The organism is Mesocryomonas fontinalis, from assembly GCF_055730125.2.
Genome location: NZ_JBUZWG020000012.1, coordinates 1 through 21,409, shown reverse-complemented (window position 1 = coordinate 21,409; position 21,409 = coordinate 1). Strand labels below are relative to the sequence as shown.

Annotated in this window: 21 protein-coding genes; 4 read left to right on the top strand and 17 right to left on the bottom strand. The window is 69.4% G+C overall.

What is annotated here, in order from left to right:
- Positions 1-50: 50 nt before the first annotated feature.
- The 3 genes from ACZL02_RS22725 to ACZL02_RS22715 all read right to left on the bottom strand — a co-directional run bounded on the left by ACZL02_RS22725 (position 51) and on the right by ACZL02_RS22715 (position 1,072).
- A complete protein-coding gene (locus ACZL02_RS22725; protein ID WP_472941126.1) occupies positions 51-221 on the bottom strand; it encodes a helix-turn-helix domain-containing protein in 171 nt (56 codons plus the stop codon).
- Between the two features lie 227 nt (positions 222-448).
- The gene (locus tag ACZL02_RS22720; RefSeq protein WP_472940989.1) at positions 449-634 is read right to left on the bottom strand and encodes a hypothetical protein; all 186 of its coding nucleotides are present in this window, start codon (positions 632-634) and stop codon (positions 449-451) included.
- Between the two features lie 102 nt (positions 635-736).
- Positions 737-1,072, bottom strand: a complete 336-nt coding sequence (locus tag ACZL02_RS22715) for a hypothetical protein (protein ID WP_472940988.1) — start codon at positions 1,070-1,072, stop codon at positions 737-739.
- Between the two features lie 278 nt (positions 1,073-1,350).
- Between ACZL02_RS22715 and chrA the strand changes: the two genes are divergently transcribed.
- A complete protein-coding gene (chrA, locus tag ACZL02_RS22710) occupies positions 1,351-2,571 on the top strand; it encodes a chromate efflux transporter (RefSeq protein ID WP_472940987.1) in 1,221 nt (406 codons plus the stop codon).
- A 341-nt stretch (positions 2,572-2,912) separates the two neighbouring features.
- The gene (locus ACZL02_RS22705; protein ID WP_496258575.1) at positions 2,913-3,479 is read left to right on the top strand and encodes a hemerythrin domain-containing protein; all 567 of its coding nucleotides are present in this window, start codon (positions 2,913-2,915) and stop codon (positions 3,477-3,479) included.
- Here the strand turns inward: ACZL02_RS22705 and ACZL02_RS22700 are convergent.
- Complete coding sequence (locus ACZL02_RS22700) at positions 3,461-4,195, bottom strand: Crp/Fnr family transcriptional regulator (protein ID WP_472940985.1); 735 nt, start codon at positions 4,193-4,195, stop codon at positions 3,461-3,463. The genes ACZL02_RS22705 and ACZL02_RS22700 overlap by 19 nt on opposite strands.
- 167 nt (positions 4,196-4,362) lie before the next feature.
- On the opposite strand from ACZL02_RS22700, the gene ACZL02_RS22695 reads away from it, so the two are divergent.
- Both ACZL02_RS22695 and ACZL02_RS22690 read left to right on the top strand, forming a co-directional pair.
- Positions 4,363-4,527, top strand: a complete 165-nt coding sequence (locus tag ACZL02_RS22695; protein WP_472940984.1) for a hypothetical protein — start codon at positions 4,363-4,365, stop codon at positions 4,525-4,527.
- Positions 4,524-5,441 carry a universal stress protein gene (locus tag ACZL02_RS22690; protein ID WP_472940983.1) on the top strand — a complete coding sequence of 306 codons (918 nt, stop codon included), beginning with the start codon at positions 4,524-4,526 and terminating at the stop codon, positions 5,439-5,441. The genes ACZL02_RS22695 and ACZL02_RS22690 overlap by 4 nt, the downstream gene beginning before the upstream one ends.
- A gap of 96 nt (positions 5,442-5,537) precedes the next feature.
- Here ACZL02_RS22690 and ACZL02_RS22685 read toward each other — a convergent pair whose 3' ends face one another.
- From ACZL02_RS22685 to ACZL02_RS22625, 13 genes are all read right to left on the bottom strand, one after another.
- Complete coding sequence (locus ACZL02_RS22685; protein ID WP_472940982.1) at positions 5,538-6,023, bottom strand: PRC-barrel domain-containing protein; 486 nt, start codon at positions 6,021-6,023, stop codon at positions 5,538-5,540.
- A gap of 266 nt (positions 6,024-6,289) precedes the next feature.
- A complete protein-coding gene (locus ACZL02_RS22680) occupies positions 6,290-7,459 on the bottom strand; it encodes an acetate/propionate family kinase (protein ID WP_472940981.1) in 1,170 nt (389 codons plus the stop codon).
- 30 nt (positions 7,460-7,489) lie between these two features.
- Complete coding sequence (locus tag ACZL02_RS22675; RefSeq protein WP_472940980.1) at positions 7,490-9,931, bottom strand: phosphoketolase family protein; 2,442 nt, start codon at positions 9,929-9,931, stop codon at positions 7,490-7,492.
- Positions 9,932-10,035: 104 nt separating this feature from the next.
- Positions 10,036-10,224 carry a hypothetical protein gene (locus ACZL02_RS22670; RefSeq protein WP_472940979.1) on the bottom strand — a complete coding sequence of 63 codons (189 nt, stop codon included), beginning with the start codon at positions 10,222-10,224 and terminating at the stop codon, positions 10,036-10,038.
- A gap of 151 nt (positions 10,225-10,375) precedes the next feature.
- The gene (locus ACZL02_RS22665; protein WP_472940978.1) at positions 10,376-11,032 is read right to left on the bottom strand and encodes a CBS domain-containing protein; all 657 of its coding nucleotides are present in this window, start codon (positions 11,030-11,032) and stop codon (positions 10,376-10,378) included.
- Positions 11,033-11,246: 214 nt separating this feature from the next.
- Positions 11,247-11,933, bottom strand: a complete 687-nt coding sequence (locus ACZL02_RS22660; protein ID WP_472940977.1) for a response regulator — start codon at positions 11,931-11,933, stop codon at positions 11,247-11,249.
- Entirely contained in the window at positions 11,930-14,695 is a 2,766-nt protein-coding gene (locus tag ACZL02_RS22655) for a DUF4118 domain-containing protein (protein WP_472940976.1), read from the bottom strand. Before ACZL02_RS22655 ends, ACZL02_RS22660 begins: the two co-directional genes overlap by 4 nt.
- 9 nt (positions 14,696-14,704) lie before the next feature.
- Positions 14,705-15,277: a potassium-transporting ATPase subunit KdpC gene (gene kdpC / locus ACZL02_RS22650; protein WP_472940975.1), complete on the bottom strand. Its 573-nt coding sequence runs from the start codon at positions 15,275-15,277 to the stop codon at positions 14,705-14,707.
- Between the two features lie 174 nt (positions 15,278-15,451).
- Positions 15,452-17,503: a potassium-transporting ATPase subunit KdpB gene (gene kdpB, locus ACZL02_RS22645; RefSeq protein ID WP_472940974.1), complete on the bottom strand. Its 2,052-nt coding sequence runs from the start codon at positions 17,501-17,503 to the stop codon at positions 15,452-15,454.
- A 109-nt stretch (positions 17,504-17,612) separates the two neighbouring features.
- Positions 17,613-19,322: a potassium-transporting ATPase subunit KdpA gene (kdpA, locus tag ACZL02_RS22640; RefSeq protein ID WP_472940973.1), complete on the bottom strand. Its 1,710-nt coding sequence runs from the start codon at positions 19,320-19,322 to the stop codon at positions 17,613-17,615.
- Positions 19,323-19,524: 202 nt separating this feature from the next.
- Positions 19,525-19,611 carry a K(+)-transporting ATPase subunit F gene (kdpF, locus tag ACZL02_RS22635; RefSeq protein ID WP_472941125.1) on the bottom strand — a complete coding sequence of 29 codons (87 nt, stop codon included), beginning with the start codon at positions 19,609-19,611 and terminating at the stop codon, positions 19,525-19,527.
- A gap of 417 nt (positions 19,612-20,028) precedes the next feature.
- The gene (gene dmeF / locus ACZL02_RS22630; protein ID WP_472940972.1) at positions 20,029-21,027 is read right to left on the bottom strand and encodes a CDF family Co(II)/Ni(II) efflux transporter DmeF; all 999 of its coding nucleotides are present in this window, start codon (positions 21,025-21,027) and stop codon (positions 20,029-20,031) included.
- A gap of 11 nt (positions 21,028-21,038) precedes the next feature.
- Positions 21,039-21,317, bottom strand: coding sequence for a metal/formaldehyde-sensitive transcriptional repressor (locus ACZL02_RS22625; RefSeq protein WP_472940971.1), 279 nt, complete (start codon positions 21,315-21,317; stop codon positions 21,039-21,041).
- Positions 21,318-21,409: the final 92 nt, after the last annotated feature.

Sequence of the window (21,409 nt, the reverse complement as noted above, 5' to 3'; positions counted from 1 at the left end):
GGCCTCCGCTGCAGACGTAAGTCTCCTCTGACGCAGCGTTTGCCCTTGTGTCAGCGGGCGGCCAGATGCCGAAGCGGCACCCCCAGCGCCTGGCTGATGTCGCGCAGTTCGCTCTCGGTTGCGACGGCGCCTTCCTCGATCTGAAGAAGACGTTCGGCGGAGATGTCCGTCGACTGTGCGAGATCGCTGGGACTGATTGCCCGCGCCTCGCGAAAGGCCAGAGGTGGCGATATGCCTGCCTCGATCGCCGCCGCTGCCTTCGGGGGAATTTCGAAATTCTCAGCCGATCCTTGCCCTCCCTGCGCAACTCTATCGGCATCTGGAACGGCGTTGGTGCCGCTCCGTCCTCTCGAGCCCGCAGCGCCTTGGCGTTGCCTGGAAAACCCCGCGTCATGGCTACCCCTGGCGTGCGCTGGTCTGTCCGCGCCGGGGTCCTGGCCAATCCCGCTCAGTCGAGTGCTCCTACTGCGCGGTCGAGCTTCTCGTCCTCGGCCCCGTCGGCTTCCTCGATCTCCTCCTGCACTGCGGCATCCGCGCCAATTTCGGCCGTGTCCTTAGGCAGTTTGCCGTTTGCATCCGGATGATCGGAAACGACATCGCCCTTTTTAGGGGTCTTGGCATTTGTATCGGACATGGATGTGCTCCTGGTATCCTTGCACCGCCTATCGTGGGAGGCCGCAAGAAGGTCGTCAGTGTTCTAGCCGGTGACGCGGTTTGGGCTGCAATAGTGAACGGTCTAGAGGCTGCCGTCCGGCGACGGGTCCCGCTTCTCGCCGGCACCGAGCGGGCGCTGCCGGCCATCCGGAACGTCGGGCTGGCGGGGCATGTCCGGCTGGGTTCCGCCGTCGCTGCCAAGCCCTTCATCGGCCTCGTCGCCGAATTGCCCCATGTCGACCAGATCATTGTCGAGGCCGCTGAATTCGGCATCGACCACGGCCTCGTCCCGCCCGACGGGCCGTACCGGCGCGCTTCCTTCGGTCAGCGAGCCGGGCTGCTGGTGGTTGTCATGAATGCGGTCGCCCTCGAAGCGGGGAGCATCGTCGGTACGATCGTCGGGGATCCTGTCGCTCATGTTTCTCTCCCTGTTTCAGAGGAGAAGGGCGGCCGCGAACAGACGGTTCCGAGAGGCTGGGGTAATCGACGTTCAAGCCCTTGTTTTCCCCTGCAATCCGCGGCTGGAAACGGTGGCTTGCCCGCTCGAGACCCCGGACGCTACGGCCGGTCCGCAACCAGCGCCCGTCGCACGACAGGGCTCAGCCCGGCGATGGGGTTCATGCTAAAGGCATCGACAGAAGGTAGGGAGCCTGCGCCGGCCCGTCCCGCCAGCATCCGTGCCTGGAGCCGACCGAAATGACGACAGACCGATCAGCCGAGCCGGAAGGGCTTGCCGCAGCGGGTTCGGCGCGGGAGGTATTTACGATCTTCCTCGGGCTTGGCCTGACCTCCTTCGGCGGACCCGTCGCCCATCTCGGCTATTTCCGCGATGCCTTCGTGACGCGACGCCGCTGGATCTCCGATCGGGCCTATGCCGACCTCGTCGCGCTCTGCCAGTTCTTGCCGGGCCCCTCGTCCAGCCAGGTCGGGATGGCGATCGGGCTGCACCGCGCCGGCTATGCCGGGATGGCTGCGGCGTGGATCGGCTTCACGCTCCCGACGGCCTTGCTGCTCGTCGCCTTCGCCTACGGCGAGGCGCCCTTGCGCGCGGTTTTCGGCGGCGGGTGGCTCGACGGGCTGAAGGCGGCGGCGGTCGCCATCGTCGCCCATGCCGTCCTCGGCATGGCGCAGACCCTCGCCGCCGGCCACGAGCGGGCGAGCATCGCCGTCGCCGGCCTGGCGATCACCACCCTCTTTCCCACCGCCTGGTCGCAGATCGCCGCGATCGCGCTGGGCGCGGCCGCCGGATCCGCCTGGCTTGCCCCCGCGCCGCCGGCGGCCGCATCCGAGGCGAACGAGCCCGCCCTCTCGGTGCCCGTCGGACGCAGGACAGCGGTAATGGCGCTGCTGATCTTTGCCGGGCTGCTCGTCGCCTTGCCGCTGGTGGCTGCCGCGGAAGGCGGCGTGGTGTCTGCGCTGGCCGACAGCTTCTACCGCTCCGGGGCGCTGGTGTTCGGCGGCGGGCATATCGTGCTGCCCTTGCTCCAGTCGGCGACGGTCGATACCGCGCTGGTCGGCCGCGACGCCTTCCTCGCAGGCTACGGCGCGACGCAGGCCATGCCCGGACCTCTCTTCGCCTTCGCGGCTTATCTCGGCGCCGTCGTCGGCGGGCCGCTGCTGGCTTTTGTCGCCCTCGTCGCCATCTTCGCCCCCGCCGCCTTGCTGCTGGTCGGTGCGTTGCCCTTCTGGCAGCGCCTGCGGTCGACGCCCGCGGCGGTGCGGGCGCTGGCGGGGGTGAATGCCGCCGTCGTCGGCATCCTCGCCGCCGCCCTCTACGATCCCGTCTTCACCGAGGGCATCACCTCGCGCGAAGCCCTGGTGATCGCCGCCATCGCCTTCGTGGCGCTGGCCGCATGGAAGGCGCCGGCCTGGGCGGTGGTGATCGGGGCCGGAGCGGCCGGCTGGCTCCTGCTCTGAGCGGGCCGCTCGTTGGGGGAACGGGGGGAGCGCGCAAGCGCGCCGGGCGACGAAGCTGAGCCGGGCGGATCGTGCGCGGCCAAGGCGCCTCGATTTGCGGACGCAGCTTGATCTCGATCAAGCCGGCCATCGGCTCCGGGGTCTAGCGTCGCCCTCTGGACGCGCGTGCGTACCCTCGCCGGCATCGCCCGGAATTTCCGTGACAATGAGGCCCGCGTCTAGAGCGTCGTGGGTCCGGAAGGACGCACAGAGGACGCTCTATCTTATTGAATCTATGGCATCTTTCTTTGATGGGGTGGGTCCACCCGATCGCCGGATGCTCCAACCCATGGGGGACGCGGATGCACTCGGACCTGTCTCTCCCCAGTCCGACGCCAGGGCCGTCCCCGCTCGACAGGCTCCGGCAGTTGCACCGGCGGCAAAGCGAGCTCTGCGATCTCCTGGAAGCATTGGCGGACGCCCTGCCGGCGATCCGGCCGAAGGCGTGCCTTGAGGCGGCCTGGGCGATCACCACCCTCATCGGCCCGCTCCAGGCGCTCGAGGAATCCACGTTCTTTCCGCTGCTCCGACGCCGGCTGTGGTCCTCGACCACCATCGCCGCCAGCATCGGCACCTCCTGCTTCGAGCATGCCGAGGACAGGGACGCTGCGCTGGATCTCGTCGTCAGCCTGAAGCGGTTGGCGGAAGGCTGCTCGCGCCAGGAGATCGACCTCGTCTCCTACCAGCTGCGTGCCTTCTTCATGGCGATCCGCCGGCACGAGGCTCGCGAGATGGAGGTGCTGTTTGCGCAGGCGGCGGAGGCGTTCACGGCCGAAGACCAGGCGGCCCTGCTGGCCGCGCTCACCAATGGGCCCGGCTGGCCGGCCGGGACCAGCGTCCCCTTCCCGGTTCAGGTTCCGGACACCTGACGCAGGCCCGACGGCGACAGGATGCGGATCGACGCCGCGGACTGGAACGCGATGACGCCCATCTTGCGCAGCTCGGTCATCTTGCGCGAGACCGTCTCGATGGTCAGGCCCAGGAAGTCGGCGATCTCCCCGCGCGACAGCGGCATCGCGATCTCGGCCGAGCCGCCCGCCGGGGCCAAGCGGGCATGCGAGGCCAGCATGGCGAGATAGGTCGCGACGCGCTCGATCGCGGTCTTGCGGCCGAGCGCGATCAGCCAGTCGCGGCTGTCGTCCAGCTGGTTCAGGGTTTCCGTCAACAAGCGGTGCTCGAGCGCCCGGTTGTGCGAGAGCATGGTCTCGAACCGTCCGCGCGGGAAGGCGCAGATCCTCACCTGCCCCGAGGCATTCAGCTCGGTGTCCTCGGTTTCCCGGAACGGCCTTCCGATGAAGCTCGGGGCGAACTGCAAGGCGACGATCTGGTGCCGGCCGTCGGGCAGGCTCTTGGACAGGCTAACCGCACCGCTGAGAACGACGCCGAAAGTGTCGCTGCGCGAACTCCCCCGCCCGATCCGGCTACCCGCCGGGATGCTGCGGCGTTGCGACATCTGCGACAGCTCGGACAGTTCGCTGCCGGCCAACGCACCGCAAATGCCGAGCGTGCGGGACCCGCAACCGACGCAGCCCAGCGGCAGGTCTTCGACCGCCGCTCGGTTTATCGGAGATAGGGTCGTCGGCATTGGGCAAACCTCGCGGAAAGAGCTCCAGCTGACCGTTCCGTCAACGCGCGCCGATCTGCTCGACGGGGCCACTCGACGGGGCCGCCCTACAGGGCCGCTCGACGGGAAAGGAATTCCTGTGGGTGCAGGCGCCATCCTAGTCCGGCTTGCCGACCGGTGGAAGCTGAATGGCGAATATCGGTAGTCGACCCCATAAGTATTTGCTGCGCCTGTCGGGACCGGCCCTCGGCCAATCCACCGCGGCGTTGATGGAGATCAATCCTGGCTGGCGGGGAGAGGAGCATGCTGGCTCCATCGCGGCAGAGTGCCGCCAGAAGGAGGATATCCCATGAACGCTTCTGCCATGGCCAAGGCGGCCGAGACGGCTGGCGATTCCGTGATGATCGCGGCGTCCGGCGGCGCCATCATGGACCTGCTCGTGCATCTCGACGGGTCCGCCCAGGACGAGCGAAACATCGTGCTCGCCGAAACGGTGGCGACGGCGTTCGGCGCCCATGTCCGCGGCGTCTTCACGCACGAGATCCCGAGCACCATGCTGGCGCTCGGACCCGGCGGCGAGGGCATCGCCTACGACTTCTGGGAGGCGGACGGCAAGGCCGCCGATGCGGCGGAGCATCAGGCCCGCCAGCGCCTCGACCGGATCGATGCCACAACCGACTTCATCCGAACCGACGGCATGCGGCACGAACTGAACACCGGCATGACGACGCTCGCCCGCTCGGTGGACCTCGTGGTGATCGGCCGCCCCTATGGCCAGGGCGGGGGCGAAGGCAAGAGCAAGGGCTGGCCGGAGCTTTTGGAAGCGGCGATGTTCGGCGCGGGGACCCCGGTCCTAGCGGTCCCGCCGACGGTAATCCGGCCCGCCGAGATGAAGGCGATCCTGATCGGCTGGCGCGACACGCGCGAGTGCGCCCGTGCCATCGCCGCGGCCTTGCCGCTGCTGCAGCGCGCCGAGCGGGTCTACCTGGTGTCGGTGGCCGAGTCGGAGAGCCGCGACGAGAACCTCCGCGAGCCGGCGGCCGACATGGCGCGGCATCTCTCGCGCCACGGCGTCGGGGTGGAGGTGCGGCATTTGCCCGAATGGCCCGACGCCTCGGCGGGACTTCTCAACGAGGCCGTCGTGGTTGATGCCGACATGATCGTCATCGGCGCCTATGGGCGATCCCGTCTGCGGGAGTTCATCCTCGGCGGCGTGACCCGCGATCTCCTGACCGCCAGCCCTCTGCCGGTGCTGATGGCGCACTGACCGCCGGCCAACTCGGTCCGATACGAATATGGGCTGAAACGAAAAAAGGCGTCGCTCCCTGGGGAGCGACGCCTTCAGTCTGAAAGCTGCGAGCGATCAGTTGTCGTGGTCGGGGAACACGGTGTCGAGGTCGACGTCCGGCGCCGACGTCAGGGTCTCCTTGGTGAACTCCGGCACCGCGACGCGCATCTTGTTGCCGTCCATCGTCATCTGCAGGGCGGAGAAGTTCACGAGAACGTCCTTCTCGCCGAGGCCGAGGAAGCCGCCGACTTCGACAACAGCCGCTGCGACCGAGCCGTCCGAGTTGACCACCAGATCGTCGATCTCGCCGATCTTCTCGTTGTTCGCGCCGTAGACGTCGAGGTCCATCAGGTCGCTGGCGAGGTGGCTCATCGGCATCGTGCCGGCAGCGCCGGCGGCAGGCAGCGTGTAGAACGCGCCGTTGACGGGCGTGTCCGAACCGGTGGTGGTGACCGCCGTGGTGGTGCTGGTCGTGGCCGGGGCAGCCGGGGTCGCGGTCTGCGCGATGGCGGCGCCGCCCAGAAGCGTTGCAATACCGGCGGCGAGAATGAGGGTCTTCATGATATGCCTTTCGTGAGGAGGAGCCGCTGGGTGCGACACCTTGTCATGGCATCTGAAAGCATCTCGTCCGCCATCGGTTCCGCTAAAACGACAATCTCTTCGGCAGGAAAAGCGATGGCGAGGGCGCTGTTTCGACGGCCGCCGGACCGCCGCCAGCCACCTCCGCCGCGGCTTCCCCAGCGGTATCTCAACAGGCGCAAAGCTCTGCGGTGAATGGGTTTCCGCGCCGTCGAGCCGCGACGATCGTACCCGGCGGCCCCTCAGGATCAGTGGTCGACGGCCAGCATCTGCCGCGCGATCACCCGCTCCTCGTCGGCCGGGATGACAAGGACGCTAACGCGGCTGCCGCCGGCCGAGATGCACGGCGCGTGGCACTCGTTCGCCGAGGCCTCGAGCCCGATCCCGAGCCAGGCGAGACGCGCGCAAACGCCGGCGCGGACCTTCGCCTGATGCTCCCCGATCCCGCCGGTGAAGACCAGCCGGTCGATGCCGCCGAGGGTGTTGGCCATCAGCGCCACCTGCCCCGATACATGGTGGACGAACAGCTCGGTCGCGGCGATCGCCCGAGGATCCCCGCTGTCCACGAGGTCCCGCAGATCGCCCGAGATGCCGGAAACCCCGAGCAGTCCCGACTGGTGGTAGAGGATATCCTCGAGCGACTGGACGGACAGGCCGAGATGGCGCTGCAGATAGAGGATCGCGCCGGGGTCGACCGAGCCGCAGCGGGTCGCCATCGGCAGCCCGTCGAGCACGCTGAAGCCCATGCTGGTGTCCTGGCTCTCGCCGTTCGCGAGCGCGCAGAGGCTGGCGCCGCTGCCGAGATGGGCGACGACCGTCCGCGATGCCCCCTCGCCCATCGCCGCCAGGCGCTCGGCGATGTGCGCGTAGGAGAGGCCGTGGAAGCCGTATTTGCGGATGCCCTCCTCCGCCTCGAAGCGCCACGGCAGAGCGTAGCGCCGGGCGGTCGCGCCGATGGTGCGGTGGAAGGCGGTGTCGAAGCAGCCGACCTGGACGAGATCCGGGCGTAGCGCGGTGATCAGCCGGACCGGCAGCAGGCACCGCGGCTGGTGCAAGGGCGCCAGCGGGGTGAGCCGGTCGAGCGCATCGAGACAGGCCGGGGTCAGCACCACCGGGTCGGAGAACGCCGCGCCGCCGTGGACGATGCGTTGGCCGACGGCCACCAGCCGGCCGGGCCCGCAGAACGCATCGATCCAGTCGAGCAGGCCGGCGAAGAGCGACGCCGGCGCCGTTCCCGCCGGGCTCTCGGCCTCGACGAGGACCGCGCCCGCCGCATCCAGCGCGGTGAAGCCGCAGCGGGCAGCGTCGTGCAGGGTCCCGCGGGCGAGGAGGACCGGCTCCGGCATGCCGCTCTCGAACAGCGCGAACTTGATGCTCGACGAGCCGCTGTTGATCGCGAGGACGCATCCCGCCCTCATCGACTTGCCGCCTTCATCGACCGGCCGCCATCAGACGCCTCCCGCAGCGCGCGTCTCGGCGCCCGCCGGAGCTGACAAGTCTGCCGGCGCGGACCAGTCCGCCGGGGCCGACCAGCCCCAGTTGCGGATGTCCGGCATGTCCTCGCCGTGTTCGGCGATGTAGCGCCGGTGCTCGGCCAGCCGGTCGCGGAAGCCCTGCTTCACCGCCGCCGCGCGCTCGTTCAGCCCCGGCACCCGCTCGATCGCCTCGATGGCGAGGTGGAAGCGGTCGAGCTCGTTCAGCACCACCATGTCGAAGGGCGTGGTCGTCGTGCCCTCCTCGATGAAGCCCCGGACATGGAAGTTGCCGTGGTTCGTGCGCTTGTAGGTCAGGCGGTGGATCAGCTGCGGATAGCCGTGGAAGGCGAAGACGACAGGCTTGTCGCGGGTGAACAGCGCATCGAAATCGGCATTGGAGAGGCCGTGCGGGTGCTGGTCGGGCGATTGCAGCGCCAGGAGATCGACGACGTTGACGAAGCGGATGCGCAAGTCCGGCAGCGCCTGCCGGAGAAGGCCGGTCGCGGCCAGCGCCTCGAGCGTCGGCACGTCGCCGGCGCAGGCCATTACGAGGTCCGGCTCCAGTCCGGTCTCATCGGTGCCCGCCCACGGCCAGAGACCGATGCCGGCCGCGCAATGCGCCCGCGTCTCGGCCAGCGACAGGTATTGCGGCGCCGGCTGCTTGCCGGCGACGATGACGTTCACCCGGTCGTAGGTCTTCAGGCAGTGGTCGGCGACCCAGAGCAGGCTGTTGGCGTCCGGCGGCAGGTAGATCCGCACCGTATCCGCCTTCTTGTTAGCGACGAGGTCGATGAAGCCCGGATCCTGGTGGCTGAAGCCGTTATGGTCCTGCCGCCAGACATGCGAGGTCAGGAGGTAGTTGAGCGACGCGATCGGGCGGCGCCACGGCAGTTTCCGCGAGACCTTCAGCCATTTGGCGTGCTGGTTGAACATCGAATCGACGATGTGGATGAAGGCCTCGTAGCACGAGAACAGGCCGTGCCGCCCGGTGAGGAGATAGCCCTCGAGCCAGCCCTGGCAGAGGTGTTCGCTGAGAACCTCCATCACCCGCCCGTCCGCCGACAGAGCGACGTCGTAGGGCTCGACCGCCTCCATCCAGGCCCGGTCGGTCGCCTCGAACACGGCGCCGAGCCGGTTGGAGGCGGTCTCGTCGGGGCCGAAAAGGCGAAAGTTGGCCGCCCCGGCGTTGAGCTCGATCACCCGCTGGAGGTAGCGGCCGAGCGCCATCGTCCCGCCGGCCGTCGTCGAGCCGGGCAGGCCGGTCTCGAGGGCGAAATCGGCGATGTCCGGCAGCAGGAGCGCGCGGCGGAGAACACCGCCATTCGCCTGCGGCACCATCCCCATCCGCCGCTCGCCGGTCGGCGCGAGCGCGGCCAGCGCCGGATCAAGCCTTCCGGCGGCATCGAACAGGGTCTGCGGCTGATAGCTCCGCATCCAGGCCTCGAGCTGCTGCAGATGCGCCGGATTGGTCTTCGGATCGGCGATCGGCACCTGGTGTGCCCGCCAGAACCCCTCGACCCGCTTGCCGTCGACCTCGGCCGGCCCGGTCCAGCCTTTCGGGCTGCGCAGGATGATCATCGGCCAGCGCGGGCGGGTGCGGTCGCCGCCCTCGCGCCAGCCGCGCTGGATGTCGGCGATCCCGGCGAAGCATCGGTCCATCGCCGCGGCCATGGCGAGGTGCATCGGCATGGGGTCGCTGCCTTCGACGAAGATCGGCTCATGGCCATAGCCGCGGAAGAGATCGGTCAGCTCCCCGTCCGCCATCCGCCCGAGAACGGTCGGGCCGGCGATCTTGTAGCCGTTGAGATGCAGGATCGGCAGCACCGCGCCGTCCCGCGCCGGGTTGAGAAACTTGTTGGAGTGCCAGGAGGCCGCCGTCGGCCCGGTCTCGGCCTCCCCGTCGCCGACGACGCAGGCGACGACGAGGCCGGGATTGTCGAAGGCCGCGCCATAGGCATGCAGCAGCGCATAGCCGAGCTCGCCGCCCTCGTGGATCGACCCCGGCGTCTCCGGCGCGACATGGCTCGGAATGCCACCGGGAAACGAGAACTGCCGGAACAGACGCTGCAGCCCCGCCGCGTCCTGGCTGATGTCGGGATAGATCTCGCTGTAGCTGCCCTCGAGATAGGTGTTCGCCACCATTCCCGGGCCGCCATGGCCGGGGCCGCAGACATAGAGCACCGAGACGTCGCGCTGCCGGATGACCCGGTTGAGATGGGCATAGACGAAGTTCAGCCCGGGCGTCGTGCCCCAGTGCCCGAGCAGCCGTGGCTTGATGTGCTCGGGCTTCAACGGTTCCAGCAGCAGCGGGTTGTCGAGGAGGTAGATCTGGCCGACCGACAGGTAGTTGGCGGCCCGCCAGTAGCGGTCGAGCAGCGCGAGCCCATCGGTGCCCGGAAAGGTTTCGGCGATCATGCGGGGACGTCCTTCGATCGGCTGGGAGCACGCCGGCGCGGGGGTAGCGGGGCGTGACGGGGCGGGGCGGGACAGTCCCCGGACAAAGCCCGGCGGAATTCGTTTCAGAAAGACCGCTGCGGCCGGCGCTTAGGGCTGCGGCGCAACGTCCTCGTCACCCCGGCAAGGCGGGACCACAGACGGCGGCCGAGACGCTCGATGCCGAATTTCAGCCGGGCCTCCCCATCCTCGACGGCATCGACGAAGTCTTCGGCGACGTCCTTGGCGATGCTGGCTTTGTCATCGGTCGGCATGGCGATCTCCTCCGCTGCTCGCCACGACATGATCCGAGAAGACCGGCGGCCGCATTGATCCAGCGCAAGGCCGTGTGCGTTTTTGCCAGCGCCACGGCGCCGCGACTGCCCGCCGGCAAAGGGCACCGTCCTTCCGGTGACGGGCGCGGCGCTACGGCTTCACCGCCAGATGGCTCGCCACGCCCTCGACCCCGCGAATGGTCTCGACGACGACGCGGGCCGCCTCGACCGCCTCGCGCGACGGCGCGTCCCCCCAGAGATGCACCACGCCGTTCGCAAGGGTCGCCGTGATGTCTGCGCCGGCGAGACATGCGGTCTCGCGCAGGCGGGCGAGGACGCCGCAGCGGACTGCCGCCTCGCCGGGCGCCATGTCGCCGAGCCCCGCCGCCGCGATGAGCGGCAGGAGATCCGCGCGGCTGACGATGCCGACGAGACGCCCATCCCGGAGCACCGGAAGGCGCTTAATCGCATGCAGCGCCATCAGCTCGGCGATGCGGCTGACCGGCGTCTCCGCATCGACGACGATCGGATCCTTGCGCATCACGTCGCCGACGCGCCAGCCGTTCGCCTTCACATAGTGCCGCGCCACGGCGGCGCTCTTGCGATCGGGGCCGGCGAGCGCGGCGATGCCGAGTTCGCTTCGGCTGAGGAGGTCCCCTTCGGTGAGGATGCCGACGACACGGCCCGCGTCGTCGACCACCGGAAGCCCGCTGATCCTGTGCTCGAGCATGATCTGCGTCGCATGCCGGACGGCATGGTCGGGCGACACAGTCACCGGATCGCGGCTCATGATATCGCTGGCCTTCATCGCCGTGCTCCTTGCCGTTTCGGTGGACTGGCCGCGGCTGCCCGCTGGCGCGGAACGGCGGGGCGTGGCGCCAGCGAGAGCAGAGACAAAGGTCTCGAGCTCCCGAAACGGAACCGCCGAAGCGCGCGTCCTTATTGCCGCAGGGCGGCGCGGGGGATGTTGATCCAGGTCAAGCCGTCCGGTTTTTTGCCAGCGATCGGCCGGGGTTCCGGCCTTAAGCCTCGCCCGCGCGATAGCCGACGCCCGGCTCGGTCAGGATCAGCACCGGGTTGGCGGGGTCAGCCTCGAGCTTGGCGCGCAGCTGGCCGATATAGACGCGGAGGTACGGCGTGTCGTTCTCGTGCGGGGCGCCCCAGACCTCGTGCAGGATGTGGCGGTGGGTAACCACCTTGCCGGAATGGCGGACCAGCAGCGACAGGAGGTCGAACTCCTTCGGCGTCAGCTTCACCTCCGTGCCGGACTTGAGCACGCGGTGGCGGGGGAGGTCGATCTCGATCTCGCCGTGTTTCAGGACCGAGGTTTCGCCCTTGGCCTGCATCTGGCTGCGGATCGTCGCGCGGATCCGCGCCATCAGCTCGCCGACGCCGAAGGGCTTGCTGACGAAGTCGTCGGCGCCGAGATCCAGCGCCTCGACCTTGGTGCTCTCCCGGTCGCGCGCGGAGAGGACGATGATCGGCACGTCCGTCCACGCCCGCAGCCGCCGGATCACCTCCGCCCCATCCATGTCGGGCAGGCCGAGGTCGAGGACGACGACGGCGGGCTTGCGGCTGGCGACCATGGCCAGCCCCTGCGCCGCGGTGTCGGCGCGCAGCGGCACGAAGCCGTTGGCCTCGAGCGCCGGGGTCAGGAAACGGTGGATGGCGGGTTCGTCGTCGACGACGAGAATGGTGGCACCGATCACGGCATGGATCCTTCGCGGGGGGACAGGCGGATGGGCAAGCGGATGAGGAAGGACGCGCCCCGGGGCTGGCCGGCCGGCGGGCTGGTGGCATCGACCGTGCCGCCATGCGCCTCGACGATACCCCTGGTGATGGCGAGACCAAGGCCGGAGCCCTCGCCGCCGTCGGCCGCGCTCGACGCGGCCCGGACGAATTTCTCGAAGACATGCGGCAAGACGTCGGCCGGGATGCCCGGACCGTCGTCGGCGATCTCGATCTCCAGCGCATCCGATGCCGTGCGCACCGACAGCGCGATGGTCGCCGCAGCTCCGGCATAGCGCACGGCATTGCCGATGACGTTCGCCAGCACCTGGTCGATGAGGCTCTGGTCGGCGAAGATCAGCGGCAGGTCTGGGGCGATGGAGACGGTGAAGTGCTGCGGCGCGCCGCGCTTGCGGGCGAGCGCGACCGCCCGGTGCACCGCCTCCTCGGCGTCCAGCCAGTCGCGGCGGATGTCGAGCCCGCCGGCCTCGAGCCGGGTCATCGACAGGAGGTTGCGGACCATGCCGTCGAGGTGCTCGGCCTCCTCGCGCATCTGGACGAGCAGGTCCCGCTGCCCCTCCGGCGAGATCTGGCCGCCGTACTCGAGGAGGCTCGTCGCCGCGCCCAGCACCGAGGCGAGCGGGGTGCGGAAATCATGGCTAATCGAGGCGAGGAGGATGTTGCGCACGCGCTCGGTCTCGGCCGCCGTGCGCGCCGTCGCGACCTCGGTGGACAGGGCGGTGCGCGCGAGCGCGGCGGCGGTCTGCTCGGCCAGCGTCTCGACCAGCACCATCGCCTCGCCGTCGAGCGCCGCGTCGGCCGGGCCGCGCTCGACGCCGAGCACGCCGACGCGGCGGCCGGGCACCCGCAGCGGCACGAACAGCCAGGGCGCGTTCGGCAAGGTGCCGGTATCGGCGCCGGCGTTCTCGTCGTGCAGCAGCGCCCAGTGCGCGGCGGTCATCGAGGCGGTGTCCAGCCGGTCCTCCGGCGGCCAGGCCGCGGCGATCGCCAGCGCGTCCGCCGCCGGATCGCGGACACCGGCATCCTCCGCGCCGGCTGCCTGCACCCGGCCGCGCGCGCCGCCTTCGCTGGAGGCCGGCACGAGCAGGATCACCGTCGCCCGGTTGGTCGCGGCGTGGACTTCGGCCACCGCCGCGTCCGCCACCGCCTGCTCGCCGGCCAGCGCCGACAGCCGGCGGGTGAACTCGTAGAGCCGCCGCGTGGCGCGGGTGAGCCGGACGGTCGCCTTCGCCTGCTCGCGCGTCTGCCCGGCGATCGCTGACATCGCGGCGGCGATGCCGAGGAAGATCAGCAGCGTCACCACCTCGTGCGGCCGGGCGACGGTGAACGAGAAGGTCGGGGCGATGAAGAAGAAGTTGTAGGCGAGAAAGGCGAGCCCCGAGGCGAACACCGCCGGCCAGACGCCGAAGCGGAAGGCCGGAATGACCACGGCGATGAGGTAGAACATCGACATGTTCGGCAGCGCGATCACCCGCGACAGGCCTTGGCCGACGAGGGTGGCGAGCGCGACGCCGACGGCCGCCACGCCGTAGCCGCGGAGTTCGCCGAAAGGCGGGACGACGAACCGCGCCGCCGGCGTGCCGTCCACCGCCTCGGCGGTGACGATGTGGATGGCGATGCCCCGCGCCTTGTGGGTCAGGGCGTCGGCGAGGTTGCGGCGGAACCAGCCGAAGGCCCCGGCACAGCGGGCCTGGCCGATGACGATCTGGGTGACGTTCTCGAACCGCGCGGTGCGCAGGAGTTCAGCCGGCAGATCGTCGGCGACCAGCGACCGGGTTTCCGCCCCGAGGCTCTCGGCCAGGTGCATGCCCGCCTGCAGGAGCCGCCGCGCCTCGGCGGGGACACTGACGCCCGGGCGTTCGATCGTCACCGCCATAAACGGCGCGTCGAGGAGGTCGGCGAGGCGCTTCGCCTGGCGCACCACCCGCTCGGCCATCCGGTTCGGCCCGACGCAGACGAGGATCTTCTCGCCGGCGGCCCAGGGACCCTCGATCGCGCCGCCCTGCATGCGCTCCAGCAAATCGGTGTCGACATGCGCGGCGACGCGGCGCAGCGCCAGCTCGCGCAGCGCCCTGAGGTTGCCGGGCTTGAAGAAGCTCTGGATGGCGCGCTGCGCGGTGTCCTCGACGTAGATCTTGCCGTCCGCGAGGCGCTTCAGGAGTTCGTCCGAGGGCAGGTCGACGAGGATGATCTCGTCCGCCTTCTCCAGCGCGGTATCCGGAACGGTCTCGCGCACCCGGACGCCGGTGATGCGCTGGACGACGTCGTTGAGGCTCTCGACGTGCTGGATGTTCAGCGTCGTCCAGACGTCGATCCCCGCGGCGAGGAGGTCGCGCACGTCCTGCCAGCGCTTCGGGTGGCGGCTGCCGGGGACGTTCGAATGCGCGTACTCGTCGACCAGCAGCAGCGCCGGGCGGCGCGCCAGCGCGGCGTCGACGTCGAACTCGGGAACCAGGCGGCCGCGATAGGGCACGCCCTTCTTGGCGATGACGTCGAGCCCGGCGACCATCGCCTCGGTCTCCGCGCGGCCATGCGTCTCGACGAGACCGACCACCACGTCGGCGCCATCCACCCGCGCCGCCTTCGCCGCCTGCAGCATCGCATAGGTCTTGCCGACGCCCGGCGCCGCGCCGAGGAAGATGCGCAAGCTTCCCCGTCCCTCGCGCTCGGCGGCGGCGATCAGCGCATCGGGCGAGGCCCGCAAGGGTTGGTCGGCACTCATGGCTCTGCCTTACGGCTTTGGCACTTCCCGGTCGAGCGCGAGGTTGAGGGCGAGGACGTTGACGCGGGGCTCGCCGAGGATGCCGAGGGTGCGGCCGGCGGTGTTGGCGGCGACGAGAGCCGAGACGTCGGCCGGGCTCATCCTGCGGGCGGCGGCGACGCCCGGGACCTGCGCCATCGCGAAGGCCGGCGAGATGTCGGGGTCGAGGCCGCTGCCGGAGGTGGTGATCGCATCGGCCGGGAGCGGACCGGCGATACCCTCGGCGCGCAAGGCGGCGGCGTCGGTCTTCAGGCGCTCGGCGAGCTTGGCGGAAGTCGGTCCGAGATTGGTGCCGGACGAGGCGCTGGCATCATAGCCGGTGCCCGCGGCCGACGGGCGCGGCTTGAAATATTCCGGCCGGGTGAAGGCCTGGCCGATCAGGCTGGAGCCGACCACCTTGCCGTCGCGCAGGACGAGGCTGCCGTTCGCGGCGTCCGGAAAGACGACGCCGGCGACGCCGGTCATGGCGACGGGATAGGCGAGGCCCGTCAGAGCGCTGAGGATGACGAGAAGCGTCAAAGCGGGGCGAAGTTGGGAGAGCATCGGAGTTCCTTTGGGATTTGGACTGACGGGACGTTGGTGCGGTTCGCTCCCCTCTGGGCTGCCGCCCATCTCCCCACCTGAGGGGGAGATGCCCGGCAGGGCAGAGGCGGGTGCGCGCCGAAAACTTGGCAAAAGGCGCGCTGCGGCCTCGACGGAAAACGCGCCGCCGCTGCGCTACACCAGCCCCAGCCCCGCCACGACCATGTCGATCAGCTTGATGCCGACGAACGGCACGAGAATGCCGCCGAGGCCGTAGATCAGGAGGTTGCGGCGCAGGATCGAGCCGGCGTCGCCGGGCGTGTACTTCACCCCCTTCAGCGCCAGCGGGATCAGCGCGACGATGACCAGCGCGTTGAAGATCACCGCCGAGAGGATCGCGCTTTCCGGCGAGGCGAGGCCCATGACGTTGAGGAGGCCGAGCTCGGGGATCGCCGCGATGAACAGCGCCGGGATGATCGCGAAGTATTTCGCGACGTCGTTGGCGATCGAGAACGTCGTCAGCGCGCCGCGGGTCATGAGGAGTTGCTTGCCGATGCCGACCACCTCGATCAGCTTGGTCGGATCCGAGTCGAGGTCGACCATGTTGCCGGCCTCGCGGGCGGCCTGGGTGCCGGTCTGCATGGCGACGCCGACATCGGCCTGGGCCAGCGCCGGGGCGTCGTTGGTGCCGTCGCCGCACATCGCGACCAGCCGGCCCTGCCGCTGCTCGTTGCGGATGTAGTTCAGCTTGTCCTGCGGCGTCGCCTCGGCGATGAAGTCGTCGACGCCGGCTTCCGAGGCGATCGCCGCGGCGGTCACCGGGTTGTCGCCGGTCACCATGACGGTGCGGATGCCCATGCGGCGAAGCTCGGCGAAGCGCTCCTTGATGCCGGGCTTGACGACGTCCTTGAGGTGGATGACGCCGAGCAGGCGCGCTCCCTCGCAAAGGCCGAGCGGCGTGCCGCCGGAGCGGGCGATGCGCTCGACCGCCTGGGTGAAGGCGGCCGGCTCGGCCGACGTGTTGCCGGCGTCCGCCACGAACTTGCGGATCGCGTCGATCGATCCCTTGCGAAGCTGCCGCCCGCCGACGTCGACGCCGGAGAGACGGGTCGCAGCGGAGAACTCGATGAACACGGCGCCCGCCTCCGGGGTGGCGGGGACGTCGACGCCGTATTTTTCGCGAGCAAGCGTCAGGATCGAGCGGCCTTCCGCCGTCTCGTCGGCAAGGCTCGCCTGCACCGCGGCGGCCGCAGCCTCCGCATCGGTGACGCCGGGGACGGCGACGATCTCGGACGCCATGCGGTTGCCGAAGGTGATGGTGCCGGTCTTGTCGAGGAGCAGCGTGTCGACGTCGCCCGCCGCCTCCACCGCGCGGCCGGACATGGCGAGCACGTTATGTCGCATCAGCCGGTCCATGCCGGCGATGCCGATGGCCGAAAGCAGGCCGCCGATGGTGGTCGGGATCAGCGTGACGAGGAGCGCCACGAGGATCGGCACCGGCACGATGGCGCCGGCATAGCGGCCGAGGCCGGCGAGCGTCACGACGGCGATCATGAAGATCAGCGTCATGCCGACGAGGAGGATGGTCAGCGCGATCTCGTTCGGCGTCTTCTGCCGCTCGGCGCCTTCGACCAGCGCGATCATCTTGTCGAGGAAGCTCGAGCCGGGCGCCGCGACGATGCGCACGACGATCCAGTCGGACAGCACCGTGGTGCCACCGGTGACGGCGGAACGGTCGCCGCCGGCCTCGCGGATCACGGGCGCGGATTCGCCGGTGATCGCCGCCTCGTTGACCGAGGCGATGCCCTCGACGATCTCGCCGTCGCCCGGCACGATGTCGCCGGGCTCGACGACGACGAAGTCGCCGACCTTCAGGTCGAGCGCGGAGACCTCGGCAAAGCCTGCCCGGTCCTTCGGGCTGGTCAGGCGCTTGGCGATGGTGTCCGTCCGCGCCTTGCGCAAGCTGTCCGCCTGCGCCCGGCCACGGCCTTCCGCGACGGCCTCGGCGAAGTTGGCGAACAGCACGGTGAACCAGAGCCAGGCCATGATCTGGCCGGTGAAGGCCAGCGGGTTGCCGGCGAGGATGTCCCGCACGAACAGCACGGTGACGAGGAGGGCGACGATCTCGGTGACGAAGATCACCGGGTTCTTGGCGAGCTGGCGCGGGTCGAGCTTGCGGAACGCGTCGACGACGGCGCGGCCGAGAAGGTCCGGCGAGGCGATGGCGGATGCCGTTGAGGCGGCCATGGGTTTACTCCGAGGGTTCTGGGGGAGCCGGCGCGGGGCGCTGGCATGTCATTTCAGGCGACGGCGGGTACGCGGCTCCTTGCCGCGCACCCCCGGGGGCGGGGGAGGATCAGAAGGTCTTGCCGCCGATCATCTGCACGTGTTCGGCCAAGGGTCCGAGCGCCAGCGCCGGGAAGAACTGCAGGCCGCCGAGGATCAGGATCAGGCCGGCGAGCAGGCCGACGAACAGCGGTCCGGTGGTCGGGAACGTGCCCGAGGAGGCGGCAAGCCGCGTCTTGCCGACCAGCGAGCCGGCGATCGCCATCATCGGCACGATGTAGGCGAAGCGGCCGAGCAGCATGGCAAGGCCCAGCGTCGTGTTCCACCAGGGGCTGTTGGCAGAGAGGCCGCCGAAGGCCGAGCCGTTGTTGCCGGCCGCCGAGGAGTAGGCGTAGAGGATTTCCGACAGGCCGTGCGGTCCGGCATTGCCGAGGCCGGCGAGCGCGGTGGGGAGCACCGAGGCGACGGCGGAGAAGCCGAGGATCGCGGTCGGCAGGATGAGGATCGCGAGCACCGCCATCTTCACCTCCTTGGCCTCGATCTTCTTGCCGAGATATTCCGGCGTGCGCCCGACCATCAGGCCGGCGACGAAGACCGCGATGATCGCCATCACCAGGATGCCGTAGAGCCCCGAGCCGGTGCCGCCCGGCAGGATCTCGCCGAGCTGGATCAGGAACATCGGCACCATTCCGCCGATCGGCGTCAGCGAGCCGTGCATGGCGTTGACGGCGCCGTCCGAGAGACCGGTGGTCACACCGGCGAAGAGGGCCGAGGCGGCGAGGCCGAAGCGGACCTCCTTGCCCTCCATGTTGCCGCCTGCGGGATCGAGCCCGGCGGCGACGAGCGAGGGCGTGCCGGCGGCCTCCGCCCAGTAGGCGATGCCGACGCCGACGACGAGAAGGATCGCCATGGTGGCGATGATCGCCCTCGCCTGCCGGCGGTCGCCGATGAGGTGGCCGAAGGCGAAGACCAGCGCCGAGGAGACCACCAGCATCTGCCAGATCGTCAGGAAGTTGGAGAGCGGCGACGGGTTCTCGTAAGGGTGGGCGGCGTTGGCGTTGTAGAAGCCACCGCCATTGGTGCCGAGCTGCTTGATCGCGATCTGCGAGGCGACGGGCCCGAGCGCCAGCGTCTGCTGGCTGCCCTCGAGCGTCGTCGCGGTAACGGAGGCCTCAAACGTCTGCGGGCTGCCCATCGCGACCTGCGCGAGGCCGGTGACGATGGCGAGCGGCAGCAGCACGTAGAGAACGGCGCGGGTCATGTCGACGTAGAAGTTGCCGACCGTCTGCAGGCCCGAGCGGGCGAAGGCCCGCACCAGCGCCACCGCCAGCGCGATGCCGGTCGCCGCCGACAGGAAGTTCTGCACGGCAAGACCCGCCATCTGGCTGAAATGGCTCATGGTGGTCTCGCCGCCATAGGACTGCCAGTTGGTGTTGGTGACGAAGCTGACCGCGGTGTTGAAGGCAAGGTCCGGCGAGACGCCGGCAAAGCCCTGCGGGTTGAACGGCAGCACGCCCTGCAGGCGCAGCATCGCGTAGAGGAGGACGAAGCCGAGCCCGTTGAACATCAGCATGCCGACGGTGTAGGCGAGCCAGCCTTGCTCCTTGGCCGGGTCGATGCCGGACAGTTTGAAGAAGCCGCGCTCGAGGGGCCCGAGCACCGGCGATAGGAAGTTTCGCTCGCCGGCGAAGACGCGCGCCATGAACGCGCCGAGCGGCACGGCGCAGACGAGCACCGCCGCGAACAGAAGGACAATCTGAAGCCAGCCGATCGCTGTCATCGCTATGGTTCTTTCGATGGGAGATCGCCGCAGCCGCGCGTGGGCATTCCCCGGGCCAGGCGGCCCCAGGATGCGGACGAACGACGTGTCGGCGCGGGATCAGAGCGCCGTGCATCCAGTCGGATCCACAAATGACGCTCTATCTGTTTGAAGCTAGGGCATCTTTACTTGACCGGGTGAGTCCACCCAATCGCCGGATGCTCTAGAATTTCTCGGGACGCACGAGGGCGAAGACGAGGTAGCCGAGAAGCCCGAGGGCGACGGAGGAGCCGAGGATGAGATCCAGCATGGCTCAGGCCTTCGCGGCCCAGCGGGCATAGCCCGCCATCACGGCGAAGAAGCCGATGCCGACGGCGAGATAAACGATGTCCATGTAACGGGTTCCTTGATGCGGTCCCCGATAGCTACGCCGTCCCGCATAAGCTCTCGATACGGAATGTGGGGGCCCGGCATAAGGAAACCGTAAGGATCGACGAAACGGCCCGCCATCCGTCGTTGACCGCCGGCGACGGGTGGATTTCACGATCCCCGGAGCGCTGTGCGCCGGATCGTGATGCAGAGAGAATGCTTATCGCCTGAGCGTCCGGATCAGCGAGCGCATCGTCGAGAGAAGACGGAGGACAAGCCTCGGCCGCGTCACGGCGTCACGCGCGCGGCCGGCACGGGGCCGACCATCGCTATTACGTTTCCCCAGGTCGAGGGCGCTTCAGGCGGCCTGCGAGGGGGCGTCGATCTCGACCGTCAGGTGGGACAGGTCGTGGATGTGCGCGAGCTTGGCGCGGTAGGCACCGAGCGGGCGCGGGCGCGCCGTCGCGATCGAGACGATCGCCGCGTGATGGCCGGGCCCGACCTGCCAGACGTGGAGGTCGGTGATCTTGTCGCCGTCCACCTCGATCGCCTCGCGGATTTCCTCCGGCAGGTCCTCGCCCTCCGGCACATAGTCGAGCAGCACGCCGCCGGCGTCGCGCACGAGGCCCCACGACCAGCGGGCGATGACCAGCGCCCCGACGATGCCCATCACCGGATCCAGCCAGATCCAGCCGTAGACGCTGCCAAGACCCAGCGCGGCGATCGCGAGTACCGAGGTCAGCGCGTCCGCCAGCACGTGGACGTAGGCGGCGCGAAGGTTGTTGTCGTGCCCGCCGCCGCCATGGGCGCCGTGGCCCTCGCCGTGCCCGTGCTCCTGACCATCACCATGCCCATCACCATGCCCATGCCCATGCCCGTGCCCGTGGTGATGATGCGCGTGGTCGTCCTTCAGGAGCCAGGCCGAGACGAGGTTGACCGCAAGGCCGAGCACGGCGACGCCGATCGCCGACCCGAACGAGATCGGCACCGGGTTGGCGAGGCGCAGGAAGCTCTCATAGGCGATGAACACCGCGATCAGCGCCAGGATCACCGCGCTCGCAAAGCCCGCGAGATCGCCGAACTTTCCCGTACCGAAGGTGAAGCGAGGGTTGGCAACATGCTTGCGGGCATAGAAATAGGCGCCGGCCGCGATCAGCATGGCGACCGCATGCGTCGACATGTGCAGCCCGTCGGCGACCAGCGCCATCGAGCCGTAGGCGACGCCCGCGGCGATCTCGACCACCATCATGGCGACGGTCAACGCGATCACCGCGCGCACGCGGCGCTCGTTGCGCCCGTGGTTCTCGCCGAGGAAATCATGGCGGTGGGTGGCGGTTGAAACCGGCAGGTCCGTCATGGCGTGCTTCCTCACTTCAAATAGGTCCTGAGCACCACCAGGAGATCGGCGGCGCCCCGCGCCTTGTCCGGATCGGTCTCGGCGTCGGGATCGACCACGTGGTGGCGCACATGGTCCTCGATCAGTTCCACGGTCAGCCCGTTCACCGCGCCGCGGATCGAGGCGACGAGCTGGAGGACCTCGCCGCAGGGGGTGTCGTTCTCGAGCGCCCGCGCCACGGCATCCAGTTGTCCCTGGAGGCGGCGGATCCGGGCGACGAGCTTTGCGGGGTCTTTCGAGAGGTGTGCCATAGGGTACCCCCTACCCTATATCACCGAAAACGTCTATGGCGTCCCGGCACCGTCGCGCCGTCGACGGCAACGAGGTCGATCACTCCCATGCC

What these genes read in the sequence shown, in the direction of transcription:
- ACZL02_RS22685 (WP_472940982.1), bottom strand. Translation starts at nt 6,023, where the DNA reads ATGAAGACCCTCATTCTCGCCGCCGGTATTGCAACGCTTCTGGGCGGC.
- ACZL02_RS22655 (WP_472940976.1), bottom strand. Translation starts at nt 14,695, where the DNA reads ATGAGTGCCGACCAACCCTTGCGGGCCTCGCCCGATGCGCTGATCGCC.
- kdpC (WP_472940975.1), bottom strand. Translation starts at nt 15,277, where the DNA reads ATGCTCTCCCAACTTCGCCCCGCTTTGACGCTTCTCGTCATCCTCAGC.
- ACZL02_RS22690 (WP_472940983.1), top strand. Translation starts at nt 4,524, where the DNA reads ATGAACGCTTCTGCCATGGCCAAGGCGGCCGAGACGGCTGGCGATTCC.
- ACZL02_RS22720 (WP_472940989.1), bottom strand. Translation starts at nt 634, where the DNA reads ATGTCCGATACAAATGCCAAGACCCCTAAAAAGGGCGATGTCGTTTCC.
- ACZL02_RS22670 (WP_472940979.1), bottom strand. Translation starts at nt 10,224, where the DNA reads ATGCCGACCGATGACAAAGCCAGCATCGCCAAGGACGTCGCCGAAGAC.
- dmeF (WP_472940972.1), bottom strand. Translation starts at nt 21,027, where the DNA reads ATGACGGACCTGCCGGTTTCAACCGCCACCCACCGCCATGATTTCCTC.
- chrA (WP_472940987.1), top strand. Translation starts at nt 1,351, where the DNA reads ATGACGACAGACCGATCAGCCGAGCCGGAAGGGCTTGCCGCAGCGGGT.
- ACZL02_RS22700 (WP_472940985.1), bottom strand. Translation starts at nt 4,195, where the DNA reads ATGCCGACGACCCTATCTCCGATAAACCGAGCGGCGGTCGAAGACCTG.
- kdpF (WP_472941125.1), bottom strand. Translation starts at nt 19,611, where the DNA reads ATGCTGGATCTCATCCTCGGCTCCTCCGTCGCCCTCGGGCTTCTCGGC.
- ACZL02_RS22680 (WP_472940981.1), bottom strand. Translation starts at nt 7,459, where the DNA reads ATGAGGGCGGGATGCGTCCTCGCGATCAACAGCGGCTCGTCGAGCATC.
- ACZL02_RS22665 (WP_472940978.1), bottom strand. Translation starts at nt 11,032, where the DNA reads ATGAAGGCCAGCGATATCATGAGCCGCGATCCGGTGACTGTGTCGCCC.
- kdpB (WP_472940974.1), bottom strand. Translation starts at nt 17,503, where the DNA reads ATGGCCGCCTCAACGGCATCCGCCATCGCCTCGCCGGACCTTCTCGGC.
- ACZL02_RS22675 (WP_472940980.1), bottom strand. Translation starts at nt 9,931, where the DNA reads ATGATCGCCGAAACCTTTCCGGGCACCGATGGGCTCGCGCTGCTCGAC.
- ACZL02_RS22705 (WP_496258575.1), top strand. Translation starts at nt 2,913, where the DNA reads ATGCACTCGGACCTGTCTCTCCCCAGTCCGACGCCAGGGCCGTCCCCG.
- ACZL02_RS22625 (WP_472940971.1), bottom strand. Translation starts at nt 21,317, where the DNA reads ATGGCACACCTCTCGAAAGACCCCGCAAAGCTCGTCGCCCGGATCCGC.
- kdpA (WP_472940973.1), bottom strand. Translation starts at nt 19,322, where the DNA reads ATGACAGCGATCGGCTGGCTTCAGATTGTCCTTCTGTTCGCGGCGGTG.
- ACZL02_RS22695 (WP_472940984.1), top strand. Translation starts at nt 4,363, where the DNA reads ATGGCGAATATCGGTAGTCGACCCCATAAGTATTTGCTGCGCCTGTCG.
- ACZL02_RS22715 (WP_472940988.1), bottom strand. Translation starts at nt 1,072, where the DNA reads ATGAGCGACAGGATCCCCGACGATCGTACCGACGATGCTCCCCGCTTC.